At 42.2% G+C, this 21,700-nt stretch carries 25 protein-coding genes; 24 read left to right on the top strand and 1 reads right to left on the bottom strand.

Annotated features, from left to right (window positions below; genetic code table 11):
• Window positions 1-4: 4 nt before the first annotated feature.
• Window positions 5-886, top strand: coding sequence for a patatin-like phospholipase family protein (locus Q1B03_RS03705; RefSeq protein ID WP_299738338.1), 882 nt, complete (start codon window positions 5-7; stop codon window positions 884-886).
• A gap of 16 nt (window positions 887-902) precedes the next feature.
• Here Q1B03_RS03705 and Q1B03_RS03700 read toward each other — a convergent pair whose 3' ends face one another.
• A complete protein-coding gene (locus Q1B03_RS03700) occupies window positions 903-1,268 on the bottom strand; it encodes an SA1362 family protein (protein ID WP_299738335.1) in 366 nt (121 codons plus the stop codon).
• Between the two features lie 310 nt (window positions 1,269-1,578).
• Here Q1B03_RS03700 and Q1B03_RS03695 point away from each other — a divergent pair, with 310 nt between their 5' ends.
• The 23 genes from Q1B03_RS03695 (at window position 1,579) to Q1B03_RS03585 (ending at window position 21,300) form a co-directional block, all read left to right on the top strand.
• A complete protein-coding gene (locus tag Q1B03_RS03695) occupies window positions 1,579-2,148 on the top strand; it encodes a YqhR family membrane protein (RefSeq protein WP_299738333.1) in 570 nt (189 codons plus the stop codon).
• A 94-nt stretch (window positions 2,149-2,242) separates the two neighbouring features.
• Window positions 2,243-2,701 carry a type II 3-dehydroquinate dehydratase gene (aroQ, locus tag Q1B03_RS03690; protein ID WP_299738331.1) on the top strand — a complete coding sequence of 153 codons (459 nt, stop codon included), beginning with the start codon at window positions 2,243-2,245 and terminating at the stop codon, window positions 2,699-2,701.
• On the top strand, window positions 2,691-3,755 hold the full coding sequence (locus tag Q1B03_RS03685) for a Xaa-Pro peptidase family protein (protein WP_299738329.1): 1,065 nt from the start codon (window positions 2,691-2,693) through the stop codon (window positions 3,753-3,755). Before aroQ ends, Q1B03_RS03685 begins: the two co-directional genes overlap by 11 nt.
• A 39-nt stretch (window positions 3,756-3,794) precedes the next feature.
• The gene (efp, locus tag Q1B03_RS03680) at window positions 3,795-4,352 is read left to right on the top strand and encodes an elongation factor P (protein WP_034757996.1); all 558 of its coding nucleotides are present in this window, start codon (window positions 3,795-3,797) and stop codon (window positions 4,350-4,352) included.
• Window positions 4,353-4,666: 314 nt separating this feature from the next.
• Window positions 4,667-5,590: a stage III sporulation protein AA gene (spoIIIAA, locus tag Q1B03_RS03675; protein ID WP_299738324.1), complete on the top strand. Its 924-nt coding sequence runs from the start codon at window positions 4,667-4,669 to the stop codon at window positions 5,588-5,590.
• Entirely contained in the window at window positions 5,591-6,106 is a 516-nt protein-coding gene (spoIIIAB, locus tag Q1B03_RS03670) for a stage III sporulation protein SpoIIIAB (protein ID WP_299738323.1), read from the top strand.
• Between the two features lie 72 nt (window positions 6,107-6,178).
• Window positions 6,179-6,385 (top strand): stage III sporulation protein AC, encoded by a 207-nt coding sequence (gene spoIIIAC, locus Q1B03_RS03665; protein ID WP_034758004.1) that lies wholly within the window; start codon window positions 6,179-6,181, stop codon window positions 6,383-6,385.
• Window positions 6,386-6,399: 14 nt separating this feature from the next.
• Window positions 6,400-6,792 carry a stage III sporulation protein AD gene (gene spoIIIAD / locus Q1B03_RS03660; protein ID WP_172655798.1) on the top strand — a complete coding sequence of 131 codons (393 nt, stop codon included), beginning with the start codon at window positions 6,400-6,402 and terminating at the stop codon, window positions 6,790-6,792.
• Window positions 6,793-6,817: 25 nt separating this feature from the next.
• The gene (spoIIIAE, locus tag Q1B03_RS03655; RefSeq protein ID WP_299738312.1) at window positions 6,818-8,017 is read left to right on the top strand and encodes a stage III sporulation protein AE; all 1,200 of its coding nucleotides are present in this window, start codon (window positions 6,818-6,820) and stop codon (window positions 8,015-8,017) included.
• A gap of 18 nt (window positions 8,018-8,035) precedes the next feature.
• Window positions 8,036-8,659: a stage III sporulation protein AF gene (gene spoIIIAF / locus Q1B03_RS03650; RefSeq protein WP_299738310.1), complete on the top strand. Its 624-nt coding sequence runs from the start codon at window positions 8,036-8,038 to the stop codon at window positions 8,657-8,659.
• A complete protein-coding gene (spoIIIAG, locus tag Q1B03_RS03645) occupies window positions 8,649-9,302 on the top strand; it encodes a stage III sporulation protein AG (protein WP_299738308.1) in 654 nt (217 codons plus the stop codon). Before spoIIIAF ends, spoIIIAG begins: the two co-directional genes overlap by 11 nt.
• A 14-nt stretch (window positions 9,303-9,316) precedes the next feature.
• On the top strand, window positions 9,317-9,865 hold the full coding sequence (locus tag Q1B03_RS03640; protein WP_299738306.1) for a SpoIIIAH-like family protein: 549 nt from the start codon (window positions 9,317-9,319) through the stop codon (window positions 9,863-9,865).
• A gap of 718 nt (window positions 9,866-10,583) precedes the next feature.
• On the top strand, window positions 10,584-11,093 hold the full coding sequence (gene accB / locus Q1B03_RS03635; RefSeq protein WP_299738304.1) for an acetyl-CoA carboxylase biotin carboxyl carrier protein: 510 nt from the start codon (window positions 10,584-10,586) through the stop codon (window positions 11,091-11,093).
• Window positions 11,094-11,108: 15 nt separating this feature from the next.
• Complete coding sequence (gene accC / locus Q1B03_RS03630; RefSeq protein ID WP_299738302.1) at window positions 11,109-12,461, top strand: acetyl-CoA carboxylase biotin carboxylase subunit; 1,353 nt, start codon at window positions 11,109-11,111, stop codon at window positions 12,459-12,461.
• Between the two features lie 23 nt (window positions 12,462-12,484).
• Window positions 12,485-12,895: an Asp23/Gls24 family envelope stress response protein gene (locus Q1B03_RS03625; protein WP_034758025.1), complete on the top strand. Its 411-nt coding sequence runs from the start codon at window positions 12,485-12,487 to the stop codon at window positions 12,893-12,895.
• A gap of 452 nt (window positions 12,896-13,347) precedes the next feature.
• On the top strand, window positions 13,348-13,734 hold the full coding sequence (gene nusB / locus Q1B03_RS03620; protein WP_299738299.1) for a transcription antitermination factor NusB: 387 nt from the start codon (window positions 13,348-13,350) through the stop codon (window positions 13,732-13,734).
• Window positions 13,735-13,756: 22 nt separating this feature from the next.
• Entirely contained in the window at window positions 13,757-14,623 is an 867-nt protein-coding gene (gene folD / locus Q1B03_RS03615; RefSeq protein ID WP_299738297.1) for a bifunctional methylenetetrahydrofolate dehydrogenase/methenyltetrahydrofolate cyclohydrolase FolD, read from the top strand.
• A gap of 118 nt (window positions 14,624-14,741) precedes the next feature.
• Entirely contained in the window at window positions 14,742-16,109 is a 1,368-nt protein-coding gene (xseA, locus tag Q1B03_RS03610) for an exodeoxyribonuclease VII large subunit (protein ID WP_299738295.1), read from the top strand.
• Window positions 16,096-16,329 carry an exodeoxyribonuclease VII small subunit gene (gene xseB / locus Q1B03_RS03605; RefSeq protein WP_299738293.1) on the top strand — a complete coding sequence of 78 codons (234 nt, stop codon included), beginning with the start codon at window positions 16,096-16,098 and terminating at the stop codon, window positions 16,327-16,329. The genes xseA and xseB overlap by 14 nt, the downstream gene beginning before the upstream one ends.
• A 21-nt stretch (window positions 16,330-16,350) precedes the next feature.
• Window positions 16,351-17,223, top strand: a complete 873-nt coding sequence (locus Q1B03_RS03600) for a polyprenyl synthetase family protein (protein WP_341358005.1) — start codon at window positions 16,351-16,353, stop codon at window positions 17,221-17,223.
• Window positions 17,224-17,926: 703 nt separating this feature from the next.
• Window positions 17,927-18,550 (top strand): hypothetical protein, encoded by a 624-nt coding sequence (locus tag Q1B03_RS03595; protein WP_299738291.1) that lies wholly within the window; start codon window positions 17,927-17,929, stop codon window positions 18,548-18,550.
• Window positions 18,551-18,571: 21 nt separating this feature from the next.
• On the top strand, window positions 18,572-20,464 hold the full coding sequence (gene dxs, locus Q1B03_RS03590; RefSeq protein WP_299738288.1) for a 1-deoxy-D-xylulose-5-phosphate synthase: 1,893 nt from the start codon (window positions 18,572-18,574) through the stop codon (window positions 20,462-20,464).
• A 2-nt stretch (window positions 20,465-20,466) separates the two neighbouring features.
• Complete coding sequence (locus Q1B03_RS03585; protein ID WP_299739600.1) at window positions 20,467-21,300, top strand: TlyA family RNA methyltransferase; 834 nt, start codon at window positions 20,467-20,469, stop codon at window positions 21,298-21,300.
• The last annotated feature ends 400 nt before the right edge of the window (window positions 21,301-21,700 follow it).

Below are 21,700 nucleotides of genomic sequence, written 5' to 3'. Positions count from 1 at the left end.
GCCTGTGGACATCGATGGCGTTTTTTCAGGCGGAGGCATCAAGGGGCTCGCCTTGATTGGGGCATATCAAGCATTAGAGGAGAAGGGCTACAGATTTAAGAGGCTCGCAGGAACGAGTGCAGGAGCAGTGATTGCAGCATTTATTGCTGCAGGTTATTCGAGCAGGGAGCTTTTGAAAATCATGGATGATATAGATTTTAATAAATTGCTGGACTCAAACGAGATCATCTCCTTTCCTATTATAAAATGGTTTCGGGTTTACCATCGTTTAGGTTTGTATAAAGGAGTGGCGCTTGAAAACTGGGTGGAAGAAAAGCTGAAGGCTAGAGGGATCTATACGTTCGCCGATTTACCTCCCCATTCACTCCGGGTGATCGCTTCAGATCTATCGAACGGCAGATTATTAGTTCTCCCTGACGACCTTGAGAAGTATGGAATAGCTAAAGAAACCTTTCCTGTTGCAAGGGCGATACGAATGAGTGCGAGTCTTCCTTATTTTTTCGAACCTGTAAAGTTACGATCTTTAGAAGGAATAAGTTTTATGGTGGATGGTGGGGTGCTCAGTAATTTTCCAATGTGGCTGTTCGATCGGGAAAATGTGAAAAAGGTGAGGCCGGTAATAGGGGTGAAGTTAAGTCACGATCTAGTCGGAAAGCCGAAAAAACAAATCAAGAATGCGATTGATATGTATGAAGCCCTCTTTACTACGATGAAAGATGCACATGATTCCAGATACATTTCCAGAAAACATGAAAAAAACATCATCTTTATTCCTACTGAAGGAGTGCTCACAACCGAATTCGAGTTAACCCCGGAAAGGAAAACAGAGCTCATCCGGTACGGAAAATCAAAAGCTGAAGCATTTCTGCAAAAATGGACATATTAATAAAACAATCGAGCTCCTAAAACGAGGCTCGATTGTTTTTCTTATTCTTCTTTCCTTCAATTACAGTCAGATTGGCATTGGATTTCTTGCGTATCGAACGTTTCTTTTGGGCGTTTGATACTTGTTGAGGCCTACTTGAAGACTTCTTCTTATGACGCTTCTTCGATTGCTTGGCTGCTTTAACAAACGCTCTCTGTTCATTACTATTACCAGCCCGCCTCCCGCTGAACCATCTTCGGTATATAAAGTAGATAATCCCGATGACGGCTGCTGTTACCAGTAATTGTTTTGCAAGCCCTAAAGGATTTCCGAATAGGGAAGTTACGAGCCCTACTATAGCTAACAATATTAATGTGGAAACAAAGATATTACGAGCGTTCAACAAAGCCACCTCCTTACAATACAATCCATCTTTAAATAATATCTATACTATTATTCTAGACAATTTCCTTGCTCTTTAATCGTATTTATTATCGTTTTTATGTGATTCATGTTGTACTTATTTTCTGAAACTTGGAAAGATAATATCTATTTTACTAAAAAATGATTCAAAGCACTAGAGGTAGCGATTCATTATACATATTTCCTTCCCTTACGCTGTTTATGAACCCATACCAACATACACACGAAAAATATGCAAAGCATGCAAATGTTTAAATCAATGGGACATACTACGAATGGAGGTGCTAAAGATGGCGGAACAAAAAGGACAACATGAAAAGATTCAGGATGGAACAGAAGAAAGCAAGGAGAATCCCCGATTAGAGCAAAATCAGGGTGAAAAACCACTTTCATTCATGGGAATGGTGGTTGTGACGGGCTTTATTGGTGGAATGTTATGGAGTGCAATTGCCTACCTTTGTTACTTTTTTTCCTTTACGAAAATTGAGCCTAATATCATTTTTGAGCCATGGGCGGTTGGGGACTGGGTGGACAAATGGATTGGAATCGTTCTTTCTATATTGGCTTACGGAGTGATTTCTATTGGAGTGGCCCTTATCTATTATGGTTTATTGAGGAAATTCAAGTCCATGTGGGTTGGAGTTGCTTATGGTGCAGCGTTATACCTGGCTTTCTTTTTACTGCTCAACCCACTCTTTCCGAGCATTCAATCCTTTACATCCATTGATTATCACACCCTGATCACAACCTTCTGCTTGTATATTTTATATGGTGTATTTATTGGCTACTCCATTTCCTATGAAGAAAACGAGTTGAGACATCAAGATCAGAAAGAAAAATCAGGTGAAGTTTCACATTAACAAATCCTTATTATCAGACAATTATGTAGGTATAGGTAAAAGGTTTATGTTAGAATGTTCATGATGAACATTCTATTTTTTTAGGAGTTTACATATGAATAAAATCTTGCTTTTAAATGGTCCTAACTTAAATAGGCTCGGGAAACGTGAACCCGATATTTATGGACATGTCACCCTGCCACAACTTGAGGAAAAGCTTTCGAAACAAGCAGAAGGTGAAGGGTTTCAACTCTTTTCAGCTCAATCGAACCATGAAGGGGAACTGATTGATTACATACACAGGGCAGAGGATGAAGGGTATGGGGGAATCATCCTGAATCCCGGTGCTTTCACGCATTACAGCTATGCGATAAGAGATGCAGTGGCTTCGGTATCAGTACCGGTAGTGGAAGTGCATATATCTAATATCCATGCCCGTGAAGCGTTCAGACATCAATCTGTCGTGGCAGCTGAAACGGTTGGCCAGATCGTCGGTTTTGGACTGTTTGGTTACGAATTGGCTTTACAAGCGATCATAAAGAACATTAAGGGAGTGGAATTGAATGAAGATTGAACGATTAAGAGAGACTTTTTCAGAAAACGAACTTGACGGGATTTTACTTACCAGTACCTACAACCGTCGGTACATGACAAACTTTACGGGTTCATCAGGTGTTGCTCTGATTTCTAAAGACAAAGCATTATTCATAACAGATTTCCGCTACATCGAGCAAGCAACCGAGCAGGCTGCCGATTTTGAAATCGTCCAGCATACTGGACCCATCCATGAGGAAGTAGCCAAACAAGTGAAAAACCTGGGGATCAAGAAACTGGGCTTCGAGAAGAACTACATGACATTCAGTGCGTATGACAGCTATCGTGAAGTGCTGGAAGCAGAACTTGTACCGGTATCAGGGCTGGTAGAAAAGTTACGCTTGATTAAGACACCTGAAGAGCTTAAGATAATTAAGGATGCGGCGGATATCGCCGATGCAGCATTTAAGCATATATTAGATTTTATCAAACCGGGTGTGACAGAGTTAGAGGTTTCCAATGAATTAGAATTCTTCATGAGAAAAGCAGGCGCAACTTCATCATCTTTTGACATCATCGTTGCTTCAGGTAATCGCTCTGCACTTCCTCATGGGGTGGCCAGTGATAAAGTCATTGAAAAAGGTGATTTTGTAACGTTGGATTATGGAGCATACTATAAAGGATATTGCTCTGATATGACACGTACCTTATCTGTAGGAGAACCAAGTGAGAAACTGAAAGAGATCTATGATGTTGTTCTTCAATCACAGCTTCTTGCCATGGAAAAAATCAAGCCTGGTATGACAGGTAAAGAAGCGGATGCGATTGCACGTGATTACATAACAGAAAAAGGGTATGGTGAGTATTTCGGACATTCACTGGGTCACGGAATCGGCCTTGAAGTTCATGAAGGACCAGGATTGTCCTCCCGTTCTGATGTGGTACTGGAGCCTGGAATGATCGTAACGGTTGAACCAGGAGTCTATGTTCCAGGTATTGGCGGTGTTCGAATTGAAGATGATACACTCATAACAGAAGATTCCAATGAAACACTGACACACTCTACAAAAGATCTAATCATTCTACCATTGTAGTCCCGACACAGGTCTACTTGACAATAGGAGGAAATAAACATGATTTCAGTAAATGATTTTCGAACAGGTTTAACAATTGAAGTCGACAACGGGATTTGGCGAGTAATTGATTTCCAACACGTTAAACCGGGTAAAGGAGCAGCATTCGTTCGCTCTAAACTTCGTAACCTGCGCACTGGTGCCATCCAGGAAAAAACATTCCGTGCGGGTGAAAAAGTAGGAAAAGCTCAAATTGATAACCGTAAAATGCAATACCTATATGCTAATGGTGACATGCATGTATTTATGGACAACGAAAGCTACGATCAAATTGAACTTCCTGCTTCTTCCATCGAATATGAATTGAAATACCTGAAAGAAAACATGGAAGTGTCCATCATGATGTACGGAGGAGAAACTCTTGGAGTTGAACTTCCTAACTCAGTTGAATTGAAAGTAACTGAAACAGAACCGGGCATCAAAGGCGACACAGCTTCCGGGGGTTCAAAACCTGCTACAGTAGAAACAGGATTGGTGGTTAACGTACCGTTCTTCGTCAACGAGGGAGACACATTGATCATTAATACAACTGACGGATCTTACGTATCACGTGGATGATTGAGTAAAAAGCCTGAGCGAGATTTTTCTCGTTTGGGCTTTTTTTATTTTTTTTGTTAGTGGCAGGGGAGTGTGTTAGCCGCCTCCGTTTTGGTTTATCTGCCATTCAGCAAATTTTGGAAATTTACGAATCCGCATTCTCCTTCATCTACAACTCTCCAAACAAAAACTCCCAATCCACACCTCATATCTTCCAACTCTACTGTCATAATCTTTTTTTACTAGAATACATTGTATTATCGGGAAGCATGTACGAAGAATTCATTTATGTCGTCCTATATTCCGAAGTGGAACAAGATTAGGAGGTACTTAATATGCAAGAAGTTCTAGCCTTACTACCCAGCACTATTTCTGACAAAGTCCTGAGCCTTCCACAAGATCTTATTGACCGAATTGAAGAAATTAGAGTTCGTACCAACCGCGTGTTGGAGGTCACGGCCAGGGGGAAGCCATATTTTCTTTCTTATACCGTTACCGAGGAAGATAGCGAACAACTCATTAACAAACTATCCCGGCATTCATTTTATACATTGGAAGAGGAACTGAAGAGAGGCTATATCACGATTGAAGGCGGACATCGAGTCGGCCTTGCCGGCAAGGTTATTCTAGAAGGTGGTGTGGTGAAAGGTATTCGGAATCTTTCTTCCTTTAACATCCGGATCGCGAGGCAAAAGCTTGGCATAGCTCAATCATTTTTTCCATATGTTTATGATAATGGCTGGAAGCATACGATGATTATCGGCTCTCCTCAAACAGGGAAAACCACATTACTCAGAGACCTTGCACGTATGATATCGACGGGCGTCCCGGAAAAAAAGATCCCCCCGTTTAAAGTTGGGATTGTCGATGAACGGTCAGAAATTGCCGGCTGTGTAAATGGAATCCCTCAGCTTTTATTCGGGCCAAGGGTGGATGTGTTGGATGCATGTCCAAAAGCTGAAGGCATGATGATGCTGATCCGCTCCATGAGTCCTGATGTCCTGATTGTGGATGAGATCGGACGAATCGAAGATGGTCAAGCTATCCAGGAAGCCGTGAATGCCGGTATTACCCTTGTGATGACGACTCATGGATCAACATTTGGGGAAGTAGCGAAGAGACCCGTTATCAAGGACATTGTGAATCTTCAAACCATCGAGCGGTTTGTTGAACTAAGGAGAGGGGATGAGCCTGGTAAGGTTCATGAAGTGTGGAATGAACATGGTCAATCTCTTCTGAAAAAAGTGAGTGTGACATAAATGATTAAACTAATCGGTGCTGTTTTCATCCTGCTTTCTACTTCCTGGGCTGGTTTCGAAGCGTCTAAATATTTAACGGAAAGACCGAGGCAGCTTCGGTTATTGAAGGTGGCCCTTCAGTCCTTGGAAGCAGAAATCACTTACAGCCATACCCCTTTGCATGAAGCATCGAGAAAGATCTCCAGGCAGCTGCAAAAACCTGTTTCTTGGTTCTTTGAAACGTTTTCAAAGAAATTGACGGAGCAGGAGATTTCAGTGAAGAAAGCATGGGAAGAAAGCCTGAATGATATTTGGAAATTAACCGCTTTTAAAACAGGTGAATACGAAATCCTGAAACAATTCGGAGAAAACCTCGGCAAACACGACATGATGACACAGCAGAAACATATACAGTTAGCGTTAAAACACCTGGAAAGAGAAGAAGCAGAGGCGATAGAAAAGCAGAGGAAATATGAAAAGATGACAAAGAGTTTAGGCTTTTTATCGGGTTTATTACTGATCATTCTATTGCTTTAACGATGCTTCATAACAATTGTAGCTACCGATCGCTTGCGAGAACAGCTGATAGAAACCAGGAGGGAAACAAATATGGGAATTGATGTAGATATTATTTTCAAAATCGCAGGGGTGGGGATTGTAGTGGCCTTTTTGCATACGATTTTAGATCAGGTCGGGAAGAAGGAATATGCACAGTGGGTTACCCTCTTTGGATTCATTTATATTCTGTTTATGGTGGCCTCGATTGTCGATGACCTGTTCCAGAAGATTAAATCTGTCTTCTTATATCAAGGATAGAGGGGGCGTGCGCGATTGAAATCATTCAAATTGTTGGTATAGCACTGGTTGCGACCTTTCTGGCTTTGATCGTGAAAGAGCAGAAACCGAATTTTGCTTTTTTGCTTATTGTGTTTGTTGGATGTTCGATTTTTTTATTTCTGATCGATCAAATCTACTCCATCATTCATATGATCGAGAAGCTTGCTGCGAATGCAAATGTGAATATGGTGTATGTAGAGACCATTCTCAAAATTATCGGCATCGCCTACATAGCGGAATTTGCTTCTCACATAACAAAAGATGCCGGACAGGGGGCACTTGCGGCGAAAGTGGAGCTTGCAGGGAAAATCTTGATTTTAGCAATGGCGGTACCTATTTTAACAGTGATTATCGAAACGATTATCAACATGATCCCAACTGGATAAGCGAAATGTTAAGAGGTGGAAAAAATTGTTGCAAATATATCGAATACTCGTCATAGTACTCGTAATCTTTTTCATTGGAGCCTCTAGTGGACAAGCAGAAGAAGGGGATGAACAGAATCCTCCCGATTCGACGATTCAGCAGCAAGTGATCGATCAACAGTTAGATCAGTTGGGAATTGAAGAATTAAAAGGCTTTTGGAATAGCATCGTTGACCAATACGGTGGTTACCTTCCTGAAAGTCAAAAAGGCAGTTTGGTTGATTTTATAAAAGGAGAAAAAGAATTTTCTTTTAAAGCATGGTTCAGTGGGATATTCAAGTTTGCTTTCCAGGAGCTTGTGATGAATGGGAAGCTATTAGGAACACTGATTATGCTAACGATTTTCAGTATGTTCCTTCAATCCCTGCAGAATGCATTTGAAGGAGGGAGTGTCAGCAAGGTTGCATACAGCATTGTGTTCATGGTCCTGATCATCATCGCCCTTAATAGTTTTCACGTGGCGATTGATTACACCCGGGATGCCATCTCCACCATGATCCACTTCATCATTGCCCTCATACCCCTGATGTTAGCCCTTATTGCAGCTTCCGGGGGAGTTGTATCCGCAGCATTTTTTCATCCTGTGATTATCTTTTTAATGAACACAAGCGGTTTGTTGATCCAAAATGTCGTTCTCCCCCTGCTATTTCTGGCGGCGTTATTAAGTATCGTAAGTACACTTTCCACTCATTATAAAGTGACGCAGCTGGCCCAGTTATTGCGAACATGGAGCATCGGGTTGTTAGGAGCCTTTATGACCGTTTTCCTTGGTGTTATATCCGTACAGGGAGCCACGGCAGCGGTGACAGATGGGATTACGATTCGAACAGCGAAATTTGTTACAGGAAATTTTGTCCCTGTGATCGGAAGGATGTTCACGGATGCGACGGATACAGTGATCAGCGCTTCCGTTCTTTTAAAGAACACGGTGGGAATCGCTGGTGTGGCCATTGTTCTGATCATTGCGGCCTTTCCGGCAATCAAGATCCTCATGATTGCGTTTATTTATAAATTAGCAGCGGCTCTCCTGCAACCCCTCGGTGGCGGCCCGGTGATCGAATGTCTCGATATCATTGCCAAAAGTGTGATTTATGTCTTTGCGGCCCTCGCCATTGTGTCCTTTATGTTCTTTTTAAGTCTTACTGTCATCATTGCAGCAGGAAATATCACGATGATGATGCGATAAAGTGGAAGGAGTACCGTCATGTCATTTCTCACCGATTGGATTACAAATATTATAATCTTTGTTCTCTTAGCAACCGTCATTGACATGCTTCTTCCCAGCTCCAACATGCAAAAGTATGCAAAAATCGTGACGGGCTTATTGTTGATCACCATTATCCTGACACCATTGTTTAAATTGATGGCCACCGATTTTGATACGGTGCTCGAATCAATTGATATAAATGGAGATTCCCGGAATAATTCAGTAGAAAATTTAATAGAAATGAAGAAAAAAGAAATACAAGCCTCACAACGTGCATATATTTTAGAACAGATGGCTGTCCAAATGAAACAACAAGCTGAAAAGGAGATGATGGATGAACACGGTAAAGTCATTGAGAAGGTTGTAGTCAAAGCTGACGACTTAGAGAATATCCCAGATAGTATCACCGAAGTGACAGTGGTTGTAAAAGACAAACAAGAAAACACCACGATTGAAACCGTTCAAAACGTGGAGATCGATACGGGAGATGAAACGAGAAAGAAAACGCCTGATGAGAGTGTGTCCCAAATGGCCTCCTTACTTGCCAAGCAATGGAATCTTACACCAGACAAAATAATCATTACAGTTGAAGGGGGGACTGGGGAAGCAAATGAACTTTAATAAAGGTCCGCTTAACGCATTGAAGGAATGGCTATCAAAGGAAAATACCAATTCACCACCAAAGGAAAAAAAAGGGAATAAATTTCAATACTTTCTCATTGTGCTGTTAATAGGTATCGCCTTCATGCTGATCAGTGATCTTTGGAGCAGGGATAGTAGCTTAGAGGTCTCGAAATCAGTAGACGAAGAAGCACCGGAAGAGGTAGCGACATTCGGCTCCAACCAAAAGGAATCGGATGGCTCCATGAGGGGGTACGAAGATCAATACGAAAACCAATTAAAAGAAGCCCTGGATCAGATTGTCGGGGTGAGTGAAGTACATGTTGTTGTCAATGTAGAGGCAACAGAGTCAAAAGTATATGAAAAGAATGAATCCACACAGTCACAAACAACCTCAGAAGAAGATAAGCAAGGTGGAAAACGATCGATAGAAGATAAATCACAAGAGGAAGAAATGGTCATCATCAGGAATGGAGATAAAGAAGTTCCCATTGTGAAAGAAACTAAAAAACCTAAAGTCAGCGGTGTCCTAGTTGTAGCAAAAGGCGCCGATAATATACAAATCAAAAAATGGATCATAGAGGCTGTTACCCGTGGATTAGACGTACCAAGTCACCGGGTATCGGTCCTGCCCAAAAAATAAGGGGGAAATGATAGATGTTACTTAAAAAACAAACGGTTTGGTTATTAACGATGTTGAGTCTTGTGATCGTGCTATCAGTATACTACATTACTTCTCCAACGCAGCAAGTGACAGATATGGCTTATGAAGAAAAAGACGGAAAAGAACAAGCGAAGGAAGAGGGTAAAGAAACCATGTCTGACATGGAAGTCGTAACGGACGCTGCTGGAAATGAAATGTTCGAAGCTTTAAGAATTGAAGTATTGGACCAGCGCGAACAGCTTCGTGAAGAATTAGAAGCAAAAGTAGCCAACGCCGATGTATCAGCAGAAGAAAAGAGTGCAGCCTATGAAGAAATGGAAAACTTGAGAGAGTTAGCCATGACAGAATCCGTGTTGGAGACGATGATCAAAACAATGGGTTACGAAGATGCCTTAGTCAGAGCTAATGGGGAAAACATCCGTATTACAGTGAAGTCCGACAAAGAGCACTCAACAGCCGATGCGAATGAGATCATCCGCCTCGTGATGAGTGAAGTGGGCCAGATGAAGCCAGTAGCAGTAGAGTTCCAGCCAACAAATTAAAGTAAAATAAAGAGGCTGGGACAAAAGTGTTTTAGTCTAAGTGAAACCCGAACAAATCTACCTTCTAGGAAGCAGATTTGTTCGGGTTTATTATTTATTTCGATACATTTGATTTTAGCTGTTTCCAGCGGTTGATTGGAGTGCAAGACGAAGACTCCTGCGGGAAAAGTAGCTTATGTGAGACTTGTCCAGCTATAGGGCTTAGAGGCAAATGTCATAAGGCAGATCGTCCATGAAGGCAAAGAACGCCTTCAAGGCCGCTCCGCCTTATGCCAACCGCCTCTGAGCGAAGCCCCTCCGCTTTTCTACCCGCAGGCTTGCCGAGGAGGCTCACGGGCTACCCGCGGAAAGCGTAGTCTTGCACGGAAATCATTAGCGGTATTAAGAACCTACACTTCTATTGTTCGGCTTTACATCGTGGCATTTTAGTTTTGTCCCATGCTCATTTTTTTTGAAAAAGGAAGTCCAAAAGGCTTGGAAGGTCCGCTCTATCTGCCCCCATTTGGCTTCAAACCTTATAAATATTCACTCGTTTTAACAGAGAAATAAAAAATCCTTGCTATTATTTTATTTTTTTCCCAAAAAGGTCTAGAATAGAGAGTAGAGTTGTATGCGCTTTACAGAATGGTAGGAATCACATATTGAATTTATACGAGGTATTATCGTATGATATTAGTAGCTAGTCATAATTTTTTAAACTATAAGAGGGGTGTCAACCGTGTTAAAAATTCAAGAAATTCGTGAAATAATCAAACTTGTAAGTCATTCTAGTGTTGATGAGTTTACATACGAACATGAGGGTTCGAAAATAAAACTTAAAAAGAGCAATGGTGTTACAGTAGCTGCGAAGCCGCAAGTTACTCAAGCAGTGGAAGAAGTGAAACCTGCAGCTCAAGCGGTACAACAGGCTCCTGCACCTGTACAGGAGGCAGCTCCTTCTGTAAATACAGAAGAAAAAGAAGCTCCACAAGCAAAAGAAGATTCAAACCTACATAAAATCACGTCTCCTATGGTAGGGACGTTCTATCAATCTTCCTCTCCAGAAGCAGGTCCATATGTTAAGGTGGGGGATAAAGTCGATGAAAGTTCTGTCGTATGTATCGTAGAAGCGATGAAACTATTTAATGAGATTGAAGCGGAAGTAAAAGGTGAAATTACTGAAATCTTAGTAAAAGACGGTCAATTAGTTGAATATGGACAGCCGTTATTCTTGGTCAAACCTGAATAAGGAGCGGAAATAGATATGATAAAAAAGGTATTAATCGCCAATCGAGGAGAAATTGCGGTACGTATTATTCGTGCATGCCGAGATTTAGGCATCGAAAGTGTAGCCGTTTATTCTGAAGCAGATAAAGAAGCCCTTCATGTTCAATTAGCAGATGAAGCGTATTGTATTGGGCCGACTGCATCGAAAGACAGCTACCTAAACTTTACAAACATCATTAGCGTGGCAAAACTGACAGATTGTGATGCCATTCACCCAGGTTACGGATTTTTAGCCGAGAACTCTGACTTTGCAGACCTATGCCGCGATTGCAACATCATCTTCATTGGTCCTTCACCAGAAGCGATCTCGAAGATGGGTACAAAAGACGTGGCTCGTGAAACCATGAGGGAAGCGGGTGTTCCCATTGTACCCGGCTCAAAAGGGATCGTGAAAGATGCAGAAGATGCTGTACAGCTTGCGGAATCCATGGGATATCCCGTTATCATTAAAGCTACTGCTGGTGGCGGTGGGAAAGGGATCCGTGTTGCGAAAAGCCAGGAAGAGCTTGTTAAAGGAGTAACGATCACTCAGCAAGAAGCCATGACTGCATTCGGTAACCCTGGTGTTTACATTGAAAAATTCATTGAAGACTTCAGGCATGTGGAAATCCAGGTGCTGGCTGATAATTTCGGAAACGTGATCCATCTTGGAGAACGTGACTGTACGATTCAGCGCCGCCTTCAAAAACTGATCGAAGAAACACCGTCACCTGCTTTAACAGAAGAAATTCGTGTTAAAATGGGGGAAGCGGCAGTAAAAGCAGCCAAAGCGGTTGATTATACTGGTGCCGGCACGGTAGAATTTATCTATGATTACGTTAATCAAACATTCTACTTTATGGAAATGAATACCCGTATTCAAGTAGAGCACCCTGTAACAGAACAGGTAACAGGAGTTGATTTGATCAAAGAGCAGATTCTCGTGGCATCAGGAGAAAAGCTTTCTCTTACACAAGAAGAAGTAACGTTCACTGGTTGGGCCATTGAATGCCGTATTAATGCAGAGAATCCAGAGAAGAATTTCATGCCTTCAGCGGGCCGGATTGAAATGTATCTTCCACCAGGCGGGATTGGCGTAAGAATCGACTCAGCCGCATATCCTGGATATATGATCCCTCCATATTACGATAGTATGATTGCCAAAGTGATTACCTATGGAGCGACACGTGAAGAGGCCATTTCAAGAATGAAACGCGCTCTAAGTGAATTTGTCGTTGAAGGTATACACACAACCATTCCGTTCCATCTGAAACTATTAGAACATGAAACCTTTGTTGGTGGAGAATTTAATACGAAATTCTTAGAGAAATATGAAGTAATGAAATCCTAGTGTGAATTCAGGAGGTGCCTTAAATGGCGGAAAATCAAAACCTTTTACAAATGTCTCACGGTAAAGACGGTCTTGGGAAGATTGAAATCGCACCTGAAGTGATTGAAGTAATTGCAGGTATCGCCGCTTCAGAAGTTGAAGGCGTATCACAAATGCGTGGGAACTTTGCGACAGGTGTCGTCGAGCGTCTCGGAAAGAAAAACCACGGTAAAGGTGTAAAAGTGGAGCTGGCTGAGGAAGGAATCATCGTGGATGTCTACTGCATCATGAAATTCGGCGTAGCGATTCCGACGGTTGCCCAGAAAATTCAGGATAACATTCGTCAAGCCCTGTTGAACATGACTGCTCTTGAAGCAGACGAAGTGAATGTTCATATCGTAGGCGTTCAATTTGAAAATCAAAAGTTTGAAGCTGAAATTGAAGACGAAATGTAATGGGGGAACGGTCCTTTAGGGGGCCGTTCTTTTTTTGTGCCTGGGGTTGTGTTTAGATTGGTTTTTTTTGTAAAACGGCTGGATTATTGCGTAAATCGGCCGGATTATTACCTGGAATGGCTGGATTCCTAAAGGTTTCGGCCGGATTTTTCATCAAAACGGCTGGAATTATTGAAATTTCGTCCGGATTCTTCTGATGGGGGCCAGCAAAGCCCCTCCGCTTTTCGATTGTCCAGCTCCGGGGCTTAGAGGCTCGAGGTCATAAGCCAAACCTGCCAAAAAGGCAAAGAACGCCTTTCTGACAGGTTCGTCTTATGCTTGTCGCCTCTGGGCAAAGCCCCTCCGCTTTTCTGTCAGAATATTGATTTTTTTACATAGACGTGCGTATTGCCCTTAGTTTGTGCTATTATCAAAGGTATGAAAATTGATGGATTAAAAGGAGTAAATATAAGATGAAGAGAAGAGTTGCTCGTGAAAAAGCCTTACAAGCGTTATTTCAAATAGATATGAGTGGGATTGAGCCGGATGTTGCATTAACCAATGTGCTGGAGGAAGAGGAGAAGATGGATGCCTATCTTCAACAGATTGTTCTCGGGTTTATCGAGAATCAGGAACGTATCGATGGGCACATTCGTGAAAACCTTGAGAAATGGTCATTTGACCGATTGGCAAAAGTAGATCGTAATATTCTGCGTTTAGGAGTGTATGAACTGCTGTTTGTGGAAGATGTTCCGAATAAAGTAGTCATTAACGAAGCGGTTGAAATTGCAAAGATCTTTGGAGATGATCAATCCAGCAAGTTTATCAATGGTGTTCTTTCAAAGGTAAGTCAATCTTAACAATGTTAGGGGGGCGAGTGGAATGACAGCTTCTATAATTGATGGCAAACTCATTGCAGGTCATTATCGTGAACAATTAAAAAGTCAGATCGGGGAGCTGGAGAAAAAGGGTATCACTCCAGGCTTGGCTGTTATCCTGGTAGGGGATAACCATGCTTCTCATTCATATGTCAAAATGAAGAGAAAAGCGTGCAGTAATCTTGGCATTCATTCAGAGCTCTATCAATATGAATCCAGTTTGACTCAAGACGAACTGCTGAATAAAATAGAAGAGTTAAATGAACAGAGCCATATCCATGGAATTCTAGTTCAACTGCCTCTCCCTGAGCATATTGATCCAATAACCGTGATTGAAAAGATTTCTCCATCTAAAGATGTGGACGGATTTCATCCCGTTTCGATCGGGAAAATGGTCACAAATCAAGATACCTTCTATTCCTGTACGCCGCTTGGAATCATGAAGATGCTTGAATATGAAAACATCTCAGTAGAAGGTAAACACGTCGTGATTTTAGGAAGAAGTAACATTGTTGGAAAGCCGGCAGGCCACTTATTCTTGAATCGTAATGCGACGGTTACGTATTGTCATTCGAAGACAAAGAATATGTCATCATACACAAAGCAAGCTGATATTATCGTATCTGCAGTAGGAAAGGCGAATTTAATCGGCGCAGAAGATATTAAGTCTGGAGCCGTCGTCATTGACGTCGGAATGAACCGTGATGAAAACGGCGGACTTTGTGGAGATGTGAATTTTTCAGAAGTGAAGGAAAAGGCTGGGAAAATCACACCTGTTCCTGGTGGTGTCGGTCCTATGACCATTGCGATGTTACTGTACAATACAGTGAAATCTGCAGAATGGGCCGCTCGGAATCGCCAAAACCGCTAAAAAATAGTACACTATAGGTAACATAAAACGGAAAGGGACAGCAAATCGCTGGTCCCTTTCCGTATTCCTACATATAAAAGCCTTTACAAATTGCAAGAAACAAAGGAGTCTCTTGAGCATGGAACTTGATCAATCACGTTATTTAACGGTACAAGCTCTGACAAAATACATAAAACGCAAATTCGATAGGGATCCCCATTTATCCAATCTATTCGTACGGGGGGAAATCTCTAATTTCAAAAGACATTCAAGCGGCCATATGTACTTTACCTTAAAAGACGAAAAAGCCCGTATCTTGTCTGTCATGTTTTCAAGTAATAACCAATCCATGAAATTCAGACCTGAAAATGGGATGAATGTGTTGATTCGGGGGGATGTCTCTGTCTATGAATCGGGTGGTCAATATCAGATTTATGTAAAAGAAATGCAGCCTGACGGAATCGGTGAGCTATATCTGGCCTATGAGCAACTGAAAGAAAAGCTCGAAAAAGCAGGTTATTTTGATCAAAGCCGAAAACGGATGATTCCTAAGTTTCCAAAGCGAATCGCCGTTGTTACCTCCCCTACAGGTGCTGCGATCAGAGACATTATCACAACCATCAAAAGAAGATATCCCATTGGAGAAATCCTCGTTTTTCCTGCTTTGGTTCAAGGGGAGCAAGCGGCAGGATCAATTGCCGGAGCAATAAGAAAGGTAAACGATCAGGGAGATATAGATGTAGTGATTATCGGCCGTGGCGGTGGTTCGATTGAAGAATTATGGGCGTTTAACGAAGAGATCGTGGCCAAAGCCGTCGTTGAGTCAATCGTTCCAGTTATTTCTGCTGTCGGACATGAAACAGACTTTACGATCGCTGACTTTGTAGCCGACCTAAGAGCCCCTACACCAACAGCTGCGGGAGAATTAGCGGTCCCCCACATTGATGATTTGCTGGAAAGAATCATGAATCGGAAATTACGACTGATCAAAGCGTTCAAGACTAAGCTTCAAAGTGAGCGCAGCCGTTTAAATAGTTTAACTAAGTCCTACGCTTTAAGAAATCCGCGTAATCTGTATCAACAAAAAATTGAAACCGTCGACCGTCTGACCGACCAGCTTCAGAAAAGCATAAGCTTGCATGTGAGACAAAACCGTGACCAATTAACCCGGCTTCACTCAAGACTTCAACGTGTGCATCCTTCACAACTCATTACCATTCAACACGAGAGAGTCTTATTTATGAAGTCGAGGGTAGAAAAGCAATTTAAGCAGGTACTGAAAGAAAAGAACAATCGTTTCAGTTCTTCCCTGTCTACCTTGCATGCCCTCAGTCCTTTAAAGATCATGGACAGGGGATACAGCCTGGTTTATCAGGATGATGATACATTGATCAAATCATCCAGGCAAGTCAAAGCTGGTGACCGTCTCGAGATAAATGTCAGGGATGGAAAAATACATTGCGAAGTTGAATCCGTTGAGGAGCGTGAAAATAATGGCAAAGTCTAAAGAAGAACTATCATTTGAAACAGCTATGGAACAACTGGAAGAAATTGTTGAGAAATTAGAAGAGGGAGAAGTTCCTTTGGAGAAAGCGTTAGAGTTCTATCAAAAAGGAATGGATCTTTCGAAATACTGTCATGATACGTTGCAAAAAGCAGAAAACCAATTAACGAAAATGATGACAGATGAAGGGGAAAAAGCCTTCGATCTGGATAAGGAGGAATAAAGGGTGAATCCTCTCGTTGATCTGAAAGAATTTCAACAACAGCATGGAGAATTGATTACCAATCATATGGTCGAGACTGTAGACAGCCTTTCCATGCCCTCTAACTTGAAAAGAGCAATCATCTATTCTTTGCAAGCAGGAGGAAAGAGAATTCGTCCCATCCTCCTTTTGGCAACGATCAAAGCTTTTAACAAGGACCCATTACTCGGGTTGAACACTGCTTCTGCCCTCGAAATGATTCATACCTATTCCTTGATTCATGACGACCTTCCTTCCATGGATGATGACGATTTGAGAAGAGGGAAGCCGACCAATCATAAAATGTTTGGGGAAGCGATGGCGATTTTAGCCGGCGACGGTTTGCTAACCTACAGTTTTCAACTGGTTGCAGAGGACAAGGGCCTTACAAATGATAACAAGATCAGGCTCATCGGTCTTTTAGCAAAGTGTGCGGGACCCGAAGGCATGGTTGGGGGACAAGTAGCGGATATTGAAGGGGAAAATAAGAAGCTTACTGTTAGAGAACTCGAAAGCATTCATGAGCATAAAACAGGTAAGTTACTGATGTTTAGTGTATTAGCAGGCGGGATCATCTCTGAGGCGCCGGAAGAGCAGCTGCAATTACTTGAGCAATTTGCTTATCATATTGGCCTTGCCTTTCAAATCCAGGATGACATTCTTGATATTGAGGGCTCCGAAGAAATTATTGGAAAGCCAGTGGGGAGCGACGAATCCAAACGTAAGAGTACATATCCAAGTCTCTTAACGATAGGAGGAGCGAAGGAAAAGCTTCAATTCCACTTGAAAGAAGCGTTATCCTCACTCGATCAAATGACAATTGATTCCAGTCTCCTTTCCGAAATTGCCCAATTAATCGTTGCCCGGAATCATTAAAACCATTCTATGTTTGAGCAAATTATTTAACATATGTTATAATACGTTTATAATAAAATTTTGGGTGGTGCAGTATTCTAGTCAGTCCACCAATCCTGAAGGTGGGCCTAAAAATCCACTAAAGGGCACATCGATGAAGTTCCTGGAATTGGCTTGAGGCGCCCAGCTTTGGGTCATATCTGGGAGTAAGGCTTGAGGGCGATCCACAATGGCATGTGGGCGTTGACCCTCAAGCCGCGGAGGCTTTGTTTCTTATGCTGGCATAAGCATATGCAATAAGGACAAAGTATGAACCTGCGATGTGATGATTCACTAGCAGCGTAGCCTGCCTTGAGTGAAGAGTGAGGGGATTATGGTTACAAGGTACACATCAGTTGGCCATTGATATGTGCTTTTTCGCCCATATGAAATCCTCTTTGCAAAAGAGGCTAAGGATTGCGTTAAGGACTGTTGAGGAAAACTCCTAGACTGTTCATATTTGGACATATAAAGAGGATTATAGTGCGGACTAAGTGGTAATCCAGTCTAGCTTGTGGTGACGCGGCTAAGTCGGGTTTAAAGGGAAACCGCCGGTATGGCAACATCCGGTACCTGATTGGGAAAACCTACTGGACCTAAGCTGCAATTTTTACTCTTTATATGACCATCCAATTACATAGTATAGATGATATTTACACAATAGAAACGGTGTGTTTAAACGATAATGAATGAAACAATGAAAAACTCAATAAAGTGGAGTGTCAGCATTGCCGTTATCACATTTGTGTTAGCGGCTATTTTTTCAGTTACATCCAATATGGTTTTAAATGGAGTCGCGTGGTATACAGGACTGGTTGTTGTGTTAATCATCGTCTTTATCGGGATCTTCTTTGATATGCTGGGAATTGCTGCAACGGCTGCTGATGAAACACCCTTTCATGCCATGGCGGCTAAAAAAGTTTACGGTGCACGATACTCGATCAAAATCGTTCGGAACGCCGATCGGTTTGCAAGCTTTTGTAATGACGTAATCGGTGACATTTCAGGGATAATAAGTGGTACTGCGTCAGCGATTGTCATCATTCAACTTGCCGTCTCTTTTCAGCTTGAAGGAGGCTCTTTGAGAGAATATATTGTAAGTGTAACATTGACAAGTATCATTGCATCCCTAACCGTAGGAGGCAAAGCGCTTGGAAAAACGTTTGCTATCACCTATTCTAAGGATATAATATTTAGAGTTGGTAAAGTTCTACAATTTTTTGAAGATCGATTTCACATCACATTGATTAAAGATAAAAAAGATAAAAGCAAGAAAAAACGTTACAAGCGTGCGAAACAAAATATTTAGTGATGAAAGTGAGTGGACCCCATGGATTTATTATCAATAAAGGAGCCTTCTTTTCTTAAAAAGATGTCAAATGAACAATTAGAAGAGCTCAGTCAAGAGATTCGCCATTTCTTAATAAAGAATTTATCTAAGACTGGCGGTCATATTGGTCCAAACTTAGGGGTGGTCGAATTAACAGTTGCCCTTCATAAGCATTTCTCAAGTCCCAAAGATAAAATCATTTGGGATGTTGGTCATCAGTCGTATGTACATAAGATCTTGACTGGCCGTGCCAGTCAGTTTGATACATTGCGACAATACAAAGGGTTATGCGGTTTCCCTAAACGCAATGAAAGCGAGCATGATGTATGGGAAACGGGTCATAGCTCTACTTCACTATCCGCAGCCATGGGTATGGCAATCGCCAGGGATGTCAAAAAAGAAGATTCATTCATCATCCCTGTGATCGGGGATGGTGCCTTAACGGGCGGTATGGCACTCGAGGCACTCAACCACATTGGTCATGAAAAGAAAGATATGATCGTCGTTCTAAATGATAATGAAATGTCCATTGCCCCTAACGTAGGAGCCCTTCACAGTGTTCTTGGCCGATTGCGCACTGCCGGTAAGTACAACTGGGTGAAGGATGAAATGGAATATATCCTTAAACGAATCCCTGCTGTCGGAGGCAAACTGGCAAGTACTGCAGAGCGGGTGAAAGACAGCTTAAAGTATTTATTTGTTTCAGGTATGTTCTTTGAAGAATTAGGATTTACCTATCTTGGGCCAATCGATGGCCACGATTATAATGATCTATCTGAGAACATTCAGTATGCGAAGAAAACAAAAGGACCCGTTCTTTTACACGTTATAACGAAAAAAGGTAAAGGGTTTCATCCTGCTGAATCAGACAAGCAGGGCACATGGCATGGTACAGGTCCATACAAGATTGACACAGGAGACCTGATTAAACCTATAAATGCACCACCTTCCTGGAGTGGGCTTGTAAGTGAGACCGTCAGAAAGGTCGCTCGTGAGGACGAACGAATTGTCGCGATCACTCCAGCCATGCCGGTAGGGTCCAAACTGCTTGGATTTGCTGAAGAATTCCCCGATCGAATGTTTGATGTAGGGATTGCCGAGCAGCATGCCACTACTGTTGCAGCGGGTCTTGCTACCCAGGATATGAAGCCATTCCTGGCCATTTATTCAACATTCCTTCAAAGAGCGTACGACCAAGTGGTTCACGATATTTGCCGACAAAATTTAAATGTTTTCATCGGGATTGACCGTGCCGGCTTAGTCGGTGCCGATGGTGAAACGCATCAGGGTGTATTTGATATCGCCTTTTTAAGGCATCTACCGAATATGGTGATTATGATGCCGAAGGACGAGAACGAGGGCCAACATCTTGTCAATACGGCTCTTCAGTATAATGATGGACCAATTGCGTTACGTTATCCTCGTGGGAATGGATATGGAGTGCCGATGGATCCAGAGCTTAACACGATTCCGATAGGAACATGGGAAATCTTGAAACAAGGAACGGATGCGGCGATCTTGACCTTTGGCACCACCATCCCGATGGCAATGGAAGCGGCTGCTGACCTTGAAAAGCAGGGACTTTCCGTTCGGGTTGTAAACGCACGGTTCATCAAACCGATGGACGAGAAAATGCTCAAAAGTATCCTGGAAGAAGAAATGCCTGTGTTGACAATCGAAGAGGCTGTGCTTCAAGGCGGCTTTGGAAGTGGTGTTCTTGAGTTTGCACAGGAACAAGGCTTCCATGACGCCGTGATTGACCGCATCGGTATTCCTGATTACTTCATCGAGCATGGAAGCGTGAAGGAACTATTGAACGAAATCGGCATGACCAAAGAAAACGTAGTGGATCGCATTTTAACGATCACACCAAAAAAACAAAAAAGGGCTTAATGATGAAAGTAAAAAAACAACGTGTAGACGTACTTCTGGTAGAACGAGGATTAATTGAAACAAGAGAAAAAGCTAAACGGGCTGTCATGGCGGGACTTGTTTATTCCAATGAAATGAGATTGGACAAGGCCGGAGAAAAAGTAAGTGAAGATATCCCCCTTACGATCAAGGGGAAAGTGATTCCCTATGTGAGCCGTGGTGGCTTAAAGCTGGAAAAAGCTTTACAAGTCTTTGATGTAGACGTAAAGGATAAAGTGATGATTGATATCGGGGCGTCTACGGGAGGATTTACCGATTGTGCTCTGCAAAACGGGGCAAAGATGTCCTATGCCCTTGATGTAGGGTACAATCAGCTTGCCTGGAAGCTTAGACAGGATGAGAGGGTCGTCGTGATGGAAAGAACCAACTTCCGCTACGTCACCCCAACCGATTTACAAGGAGAAATGCCGAGTTTCGCATCCATTGATGTGTCTTTTATTTCTCTTTCTCTTATCTTACCTGTCTTAAAAACACTGTTAGTGCCTGGTGGAGATTGTATCGCTTTAATCAAGCCGCAGTTCGAAGCAGGTAAGAACCAAGTAGGGAAAAAAGGAATAGTAAGGGACCCGGCCGTCCATAAGATGGTGATCGAGAAGATTATGACACTGGCTACCAAAGAAGGCTATCATATCGCCGGTTTGTCTTATTCTCCTATTACGGGAGGAGATGGGAATATCGAATTTCTGATTCATCTGAAATGGCCCGGGGATGCTAGTGAAGGGGAATCTTTCTTAACCACTACGCCGGATGAGGTTATTGAGGAAGCTCATCATCAGTTAAAAGCGAATACGCAATAAGGAATGGGCTGCTCTTCTTGGAAGAGTGGCTTTTTTTATGTGTCTATGGCAAACGGGATGGTTTTGAAAATAAAATTCTATTTTTGAAAATAAGTGGTTTAGTTTTGAAAATAAAATGGGGAAATTGAAAATAAAGTGATGCGAATTGAAAATAATAAATGGTATCATTCTAAATTGATGTATGTTTAACCCCTCCTGAGCAGCAATTTATCGATTTTTTACCTCATTTTGTTGAAATTACCCCTATCTGCAACTGAAATGGGGTAAATAGCAAATAACTTCACTTGAAAAATTCCGAAATATGCTTGTCGGGCCTAACCGTGCGCCTCCGCTTTTCATTGTCTAGCTTCAGGGGCTTGGGGCTCGAGGTCATAAGTCAAGTAACCCAAAAAGGCAAAAA

Source organism: uncultured Rossellomorea sp., from assembly GCF_947488365.1.
Classification (GTDB): Bacteria; Bacillota; Bacilli; order Bacillales; family Bacillaceae_B; genus Rossellomorea.
This window is presented reverse-complemented; position numbering and strand designations above follow the sequence as displayed.

What these genes read in the sequence shown, in the direction of transcription:
- xseA (WP_299738295.1), top strand. Translation starts at nt 14,742, where the DNA reads ATGGAACTTGATCAATCACGTTATTTAACGGTACAAGCTCTGACAAAA.
- Q1B03_RS03640 (WP_299738306.1), top strand. Translation starts at nt 9,317, where the DNA reads ATGTTACTTAAAAAACAAACGGTTTGGTTATTAACGATGTTGAGTCTT.
- spoIIIAC (WP_034758004.1), top strand. Translation starts at nt 6,179, where the DNA reads ATGGGAATTGATGTAGATATTATTTTCAAAATCGCAGGGGTGGGGATT.
- Q1B03_RS03695 (WP_299738333.1), top strand. Translation starts at nt 1,579, where the DNA reads ATGGCGGAACAAAAAGGACAACATGAAAAGATTCAGGATGGAACAGAA.
- Q1B03_RS03625 (WP_034758025.1), top strand. Translation starts at nt 12,485, where the DNA reads ATGGCGGAAAATCAAAACCTTTTACAAATGTCTCACGGTAAAGACGGT.
- spoIIIAG (WP_299738308.1), top strand. Translation starts at nt 8,649, where the DNA reads ATGAACTTTAATAAAGGTCCGCTTAACGCATTGAAGGAATGGCTATCA.
- spoIIIAA (WP_299738324.1), top strand. Translation starts at nt 4,667, where the DNA reads ATGCAAGAAGTTCTAGCCTTACTACCCAGCACTATTTCTGACAAAGTC.
- Q1B03_RS03595 (WP_299738291.1), top strand. Translation starts at nt 17,927, where the DNA reads ATGAATGAAACAATGAAAAACTCAATAAAGTGGAGTGTCAGCATTGCC.
- aroQ (WP_299738331.1), top strand. Translation starts at nt 2,243, where the DNA reads ATGAATAAAATCTTGCTTTTAAATGGTCCTAACTTAAATAGGCTCGGG.
- dxs (WP_299738288.1), top strand. Translation starts at nt 18,572, where the DNA reads ATGGATTTATTATCAATAAAGGAGCCTTCTTTTCTTAAAAAGATGTCA.
- spoIIIAF (WP_299738310.1), top strand. Translation starts at nt 8,036, where the DNA reads ATGTCATTTCTCACCGATTGGATTACAAATATTATAATCTTTGTTCTC.
- Q1B03_RS03585 (WP_299739600.1), top strand. Translation starts at nt 20,467, where the DNA reads ATGAAAGTAAAAAAACAACGTGTAGACGTACTTCTGGTAGAACGAGGA.
- Q1B03_RS03685 (WP_299738329.1), top strand. Translation starts at nt 2,691, where the DNA reads ATGAAGATTGAACGATTAAGAGAGACTTTTTCAGAAAACGAACTTGAC.
- accC (WP_299738302.1), top strand. Translation starts at nt 11,109, where the DNA reads ATGATAAAAAAGGTATTAATCGCCAATCGAGGAGAAATTGCGGTACGT.
- folD (WP_299738297.1), top strand. Translation starts at nt 13,757, where the DNA reads ATGACAGCTTCTATAATTGATGGCAAACTCATTGCAGGTCATTATCGT.
- spoIIIAB (WP_299738323.1), top strand. Translation starts at nt 5,591, where the DNA reads ATGATTAAACTAATCGGTGCTGTTTTCATCCTGCTTTCTACTTCCTGG.
- nusB (WP_299738299.1), top strand. Translation starts at nt 13,348, where the DNA reads ATGAAGAGAAGAGTTGCTCGTGAAAAAGCCTTACAAGCGTTATTTCAA.
- efp (WP_034757996.1), top strand. Translation starts at nt 3,795, where the DNA reads ATGATTTCAGTAAATGATTTTCGAACAGGTTTAACAATTGAAGTCGAC.
- xseB (WP_299738293.1), top strand. Translation starts at nt 16,096, where the DNA reads ATGGCAAAGTCTAAAGAAGAACTATCATTTGAAACAGCTATGGAACAA.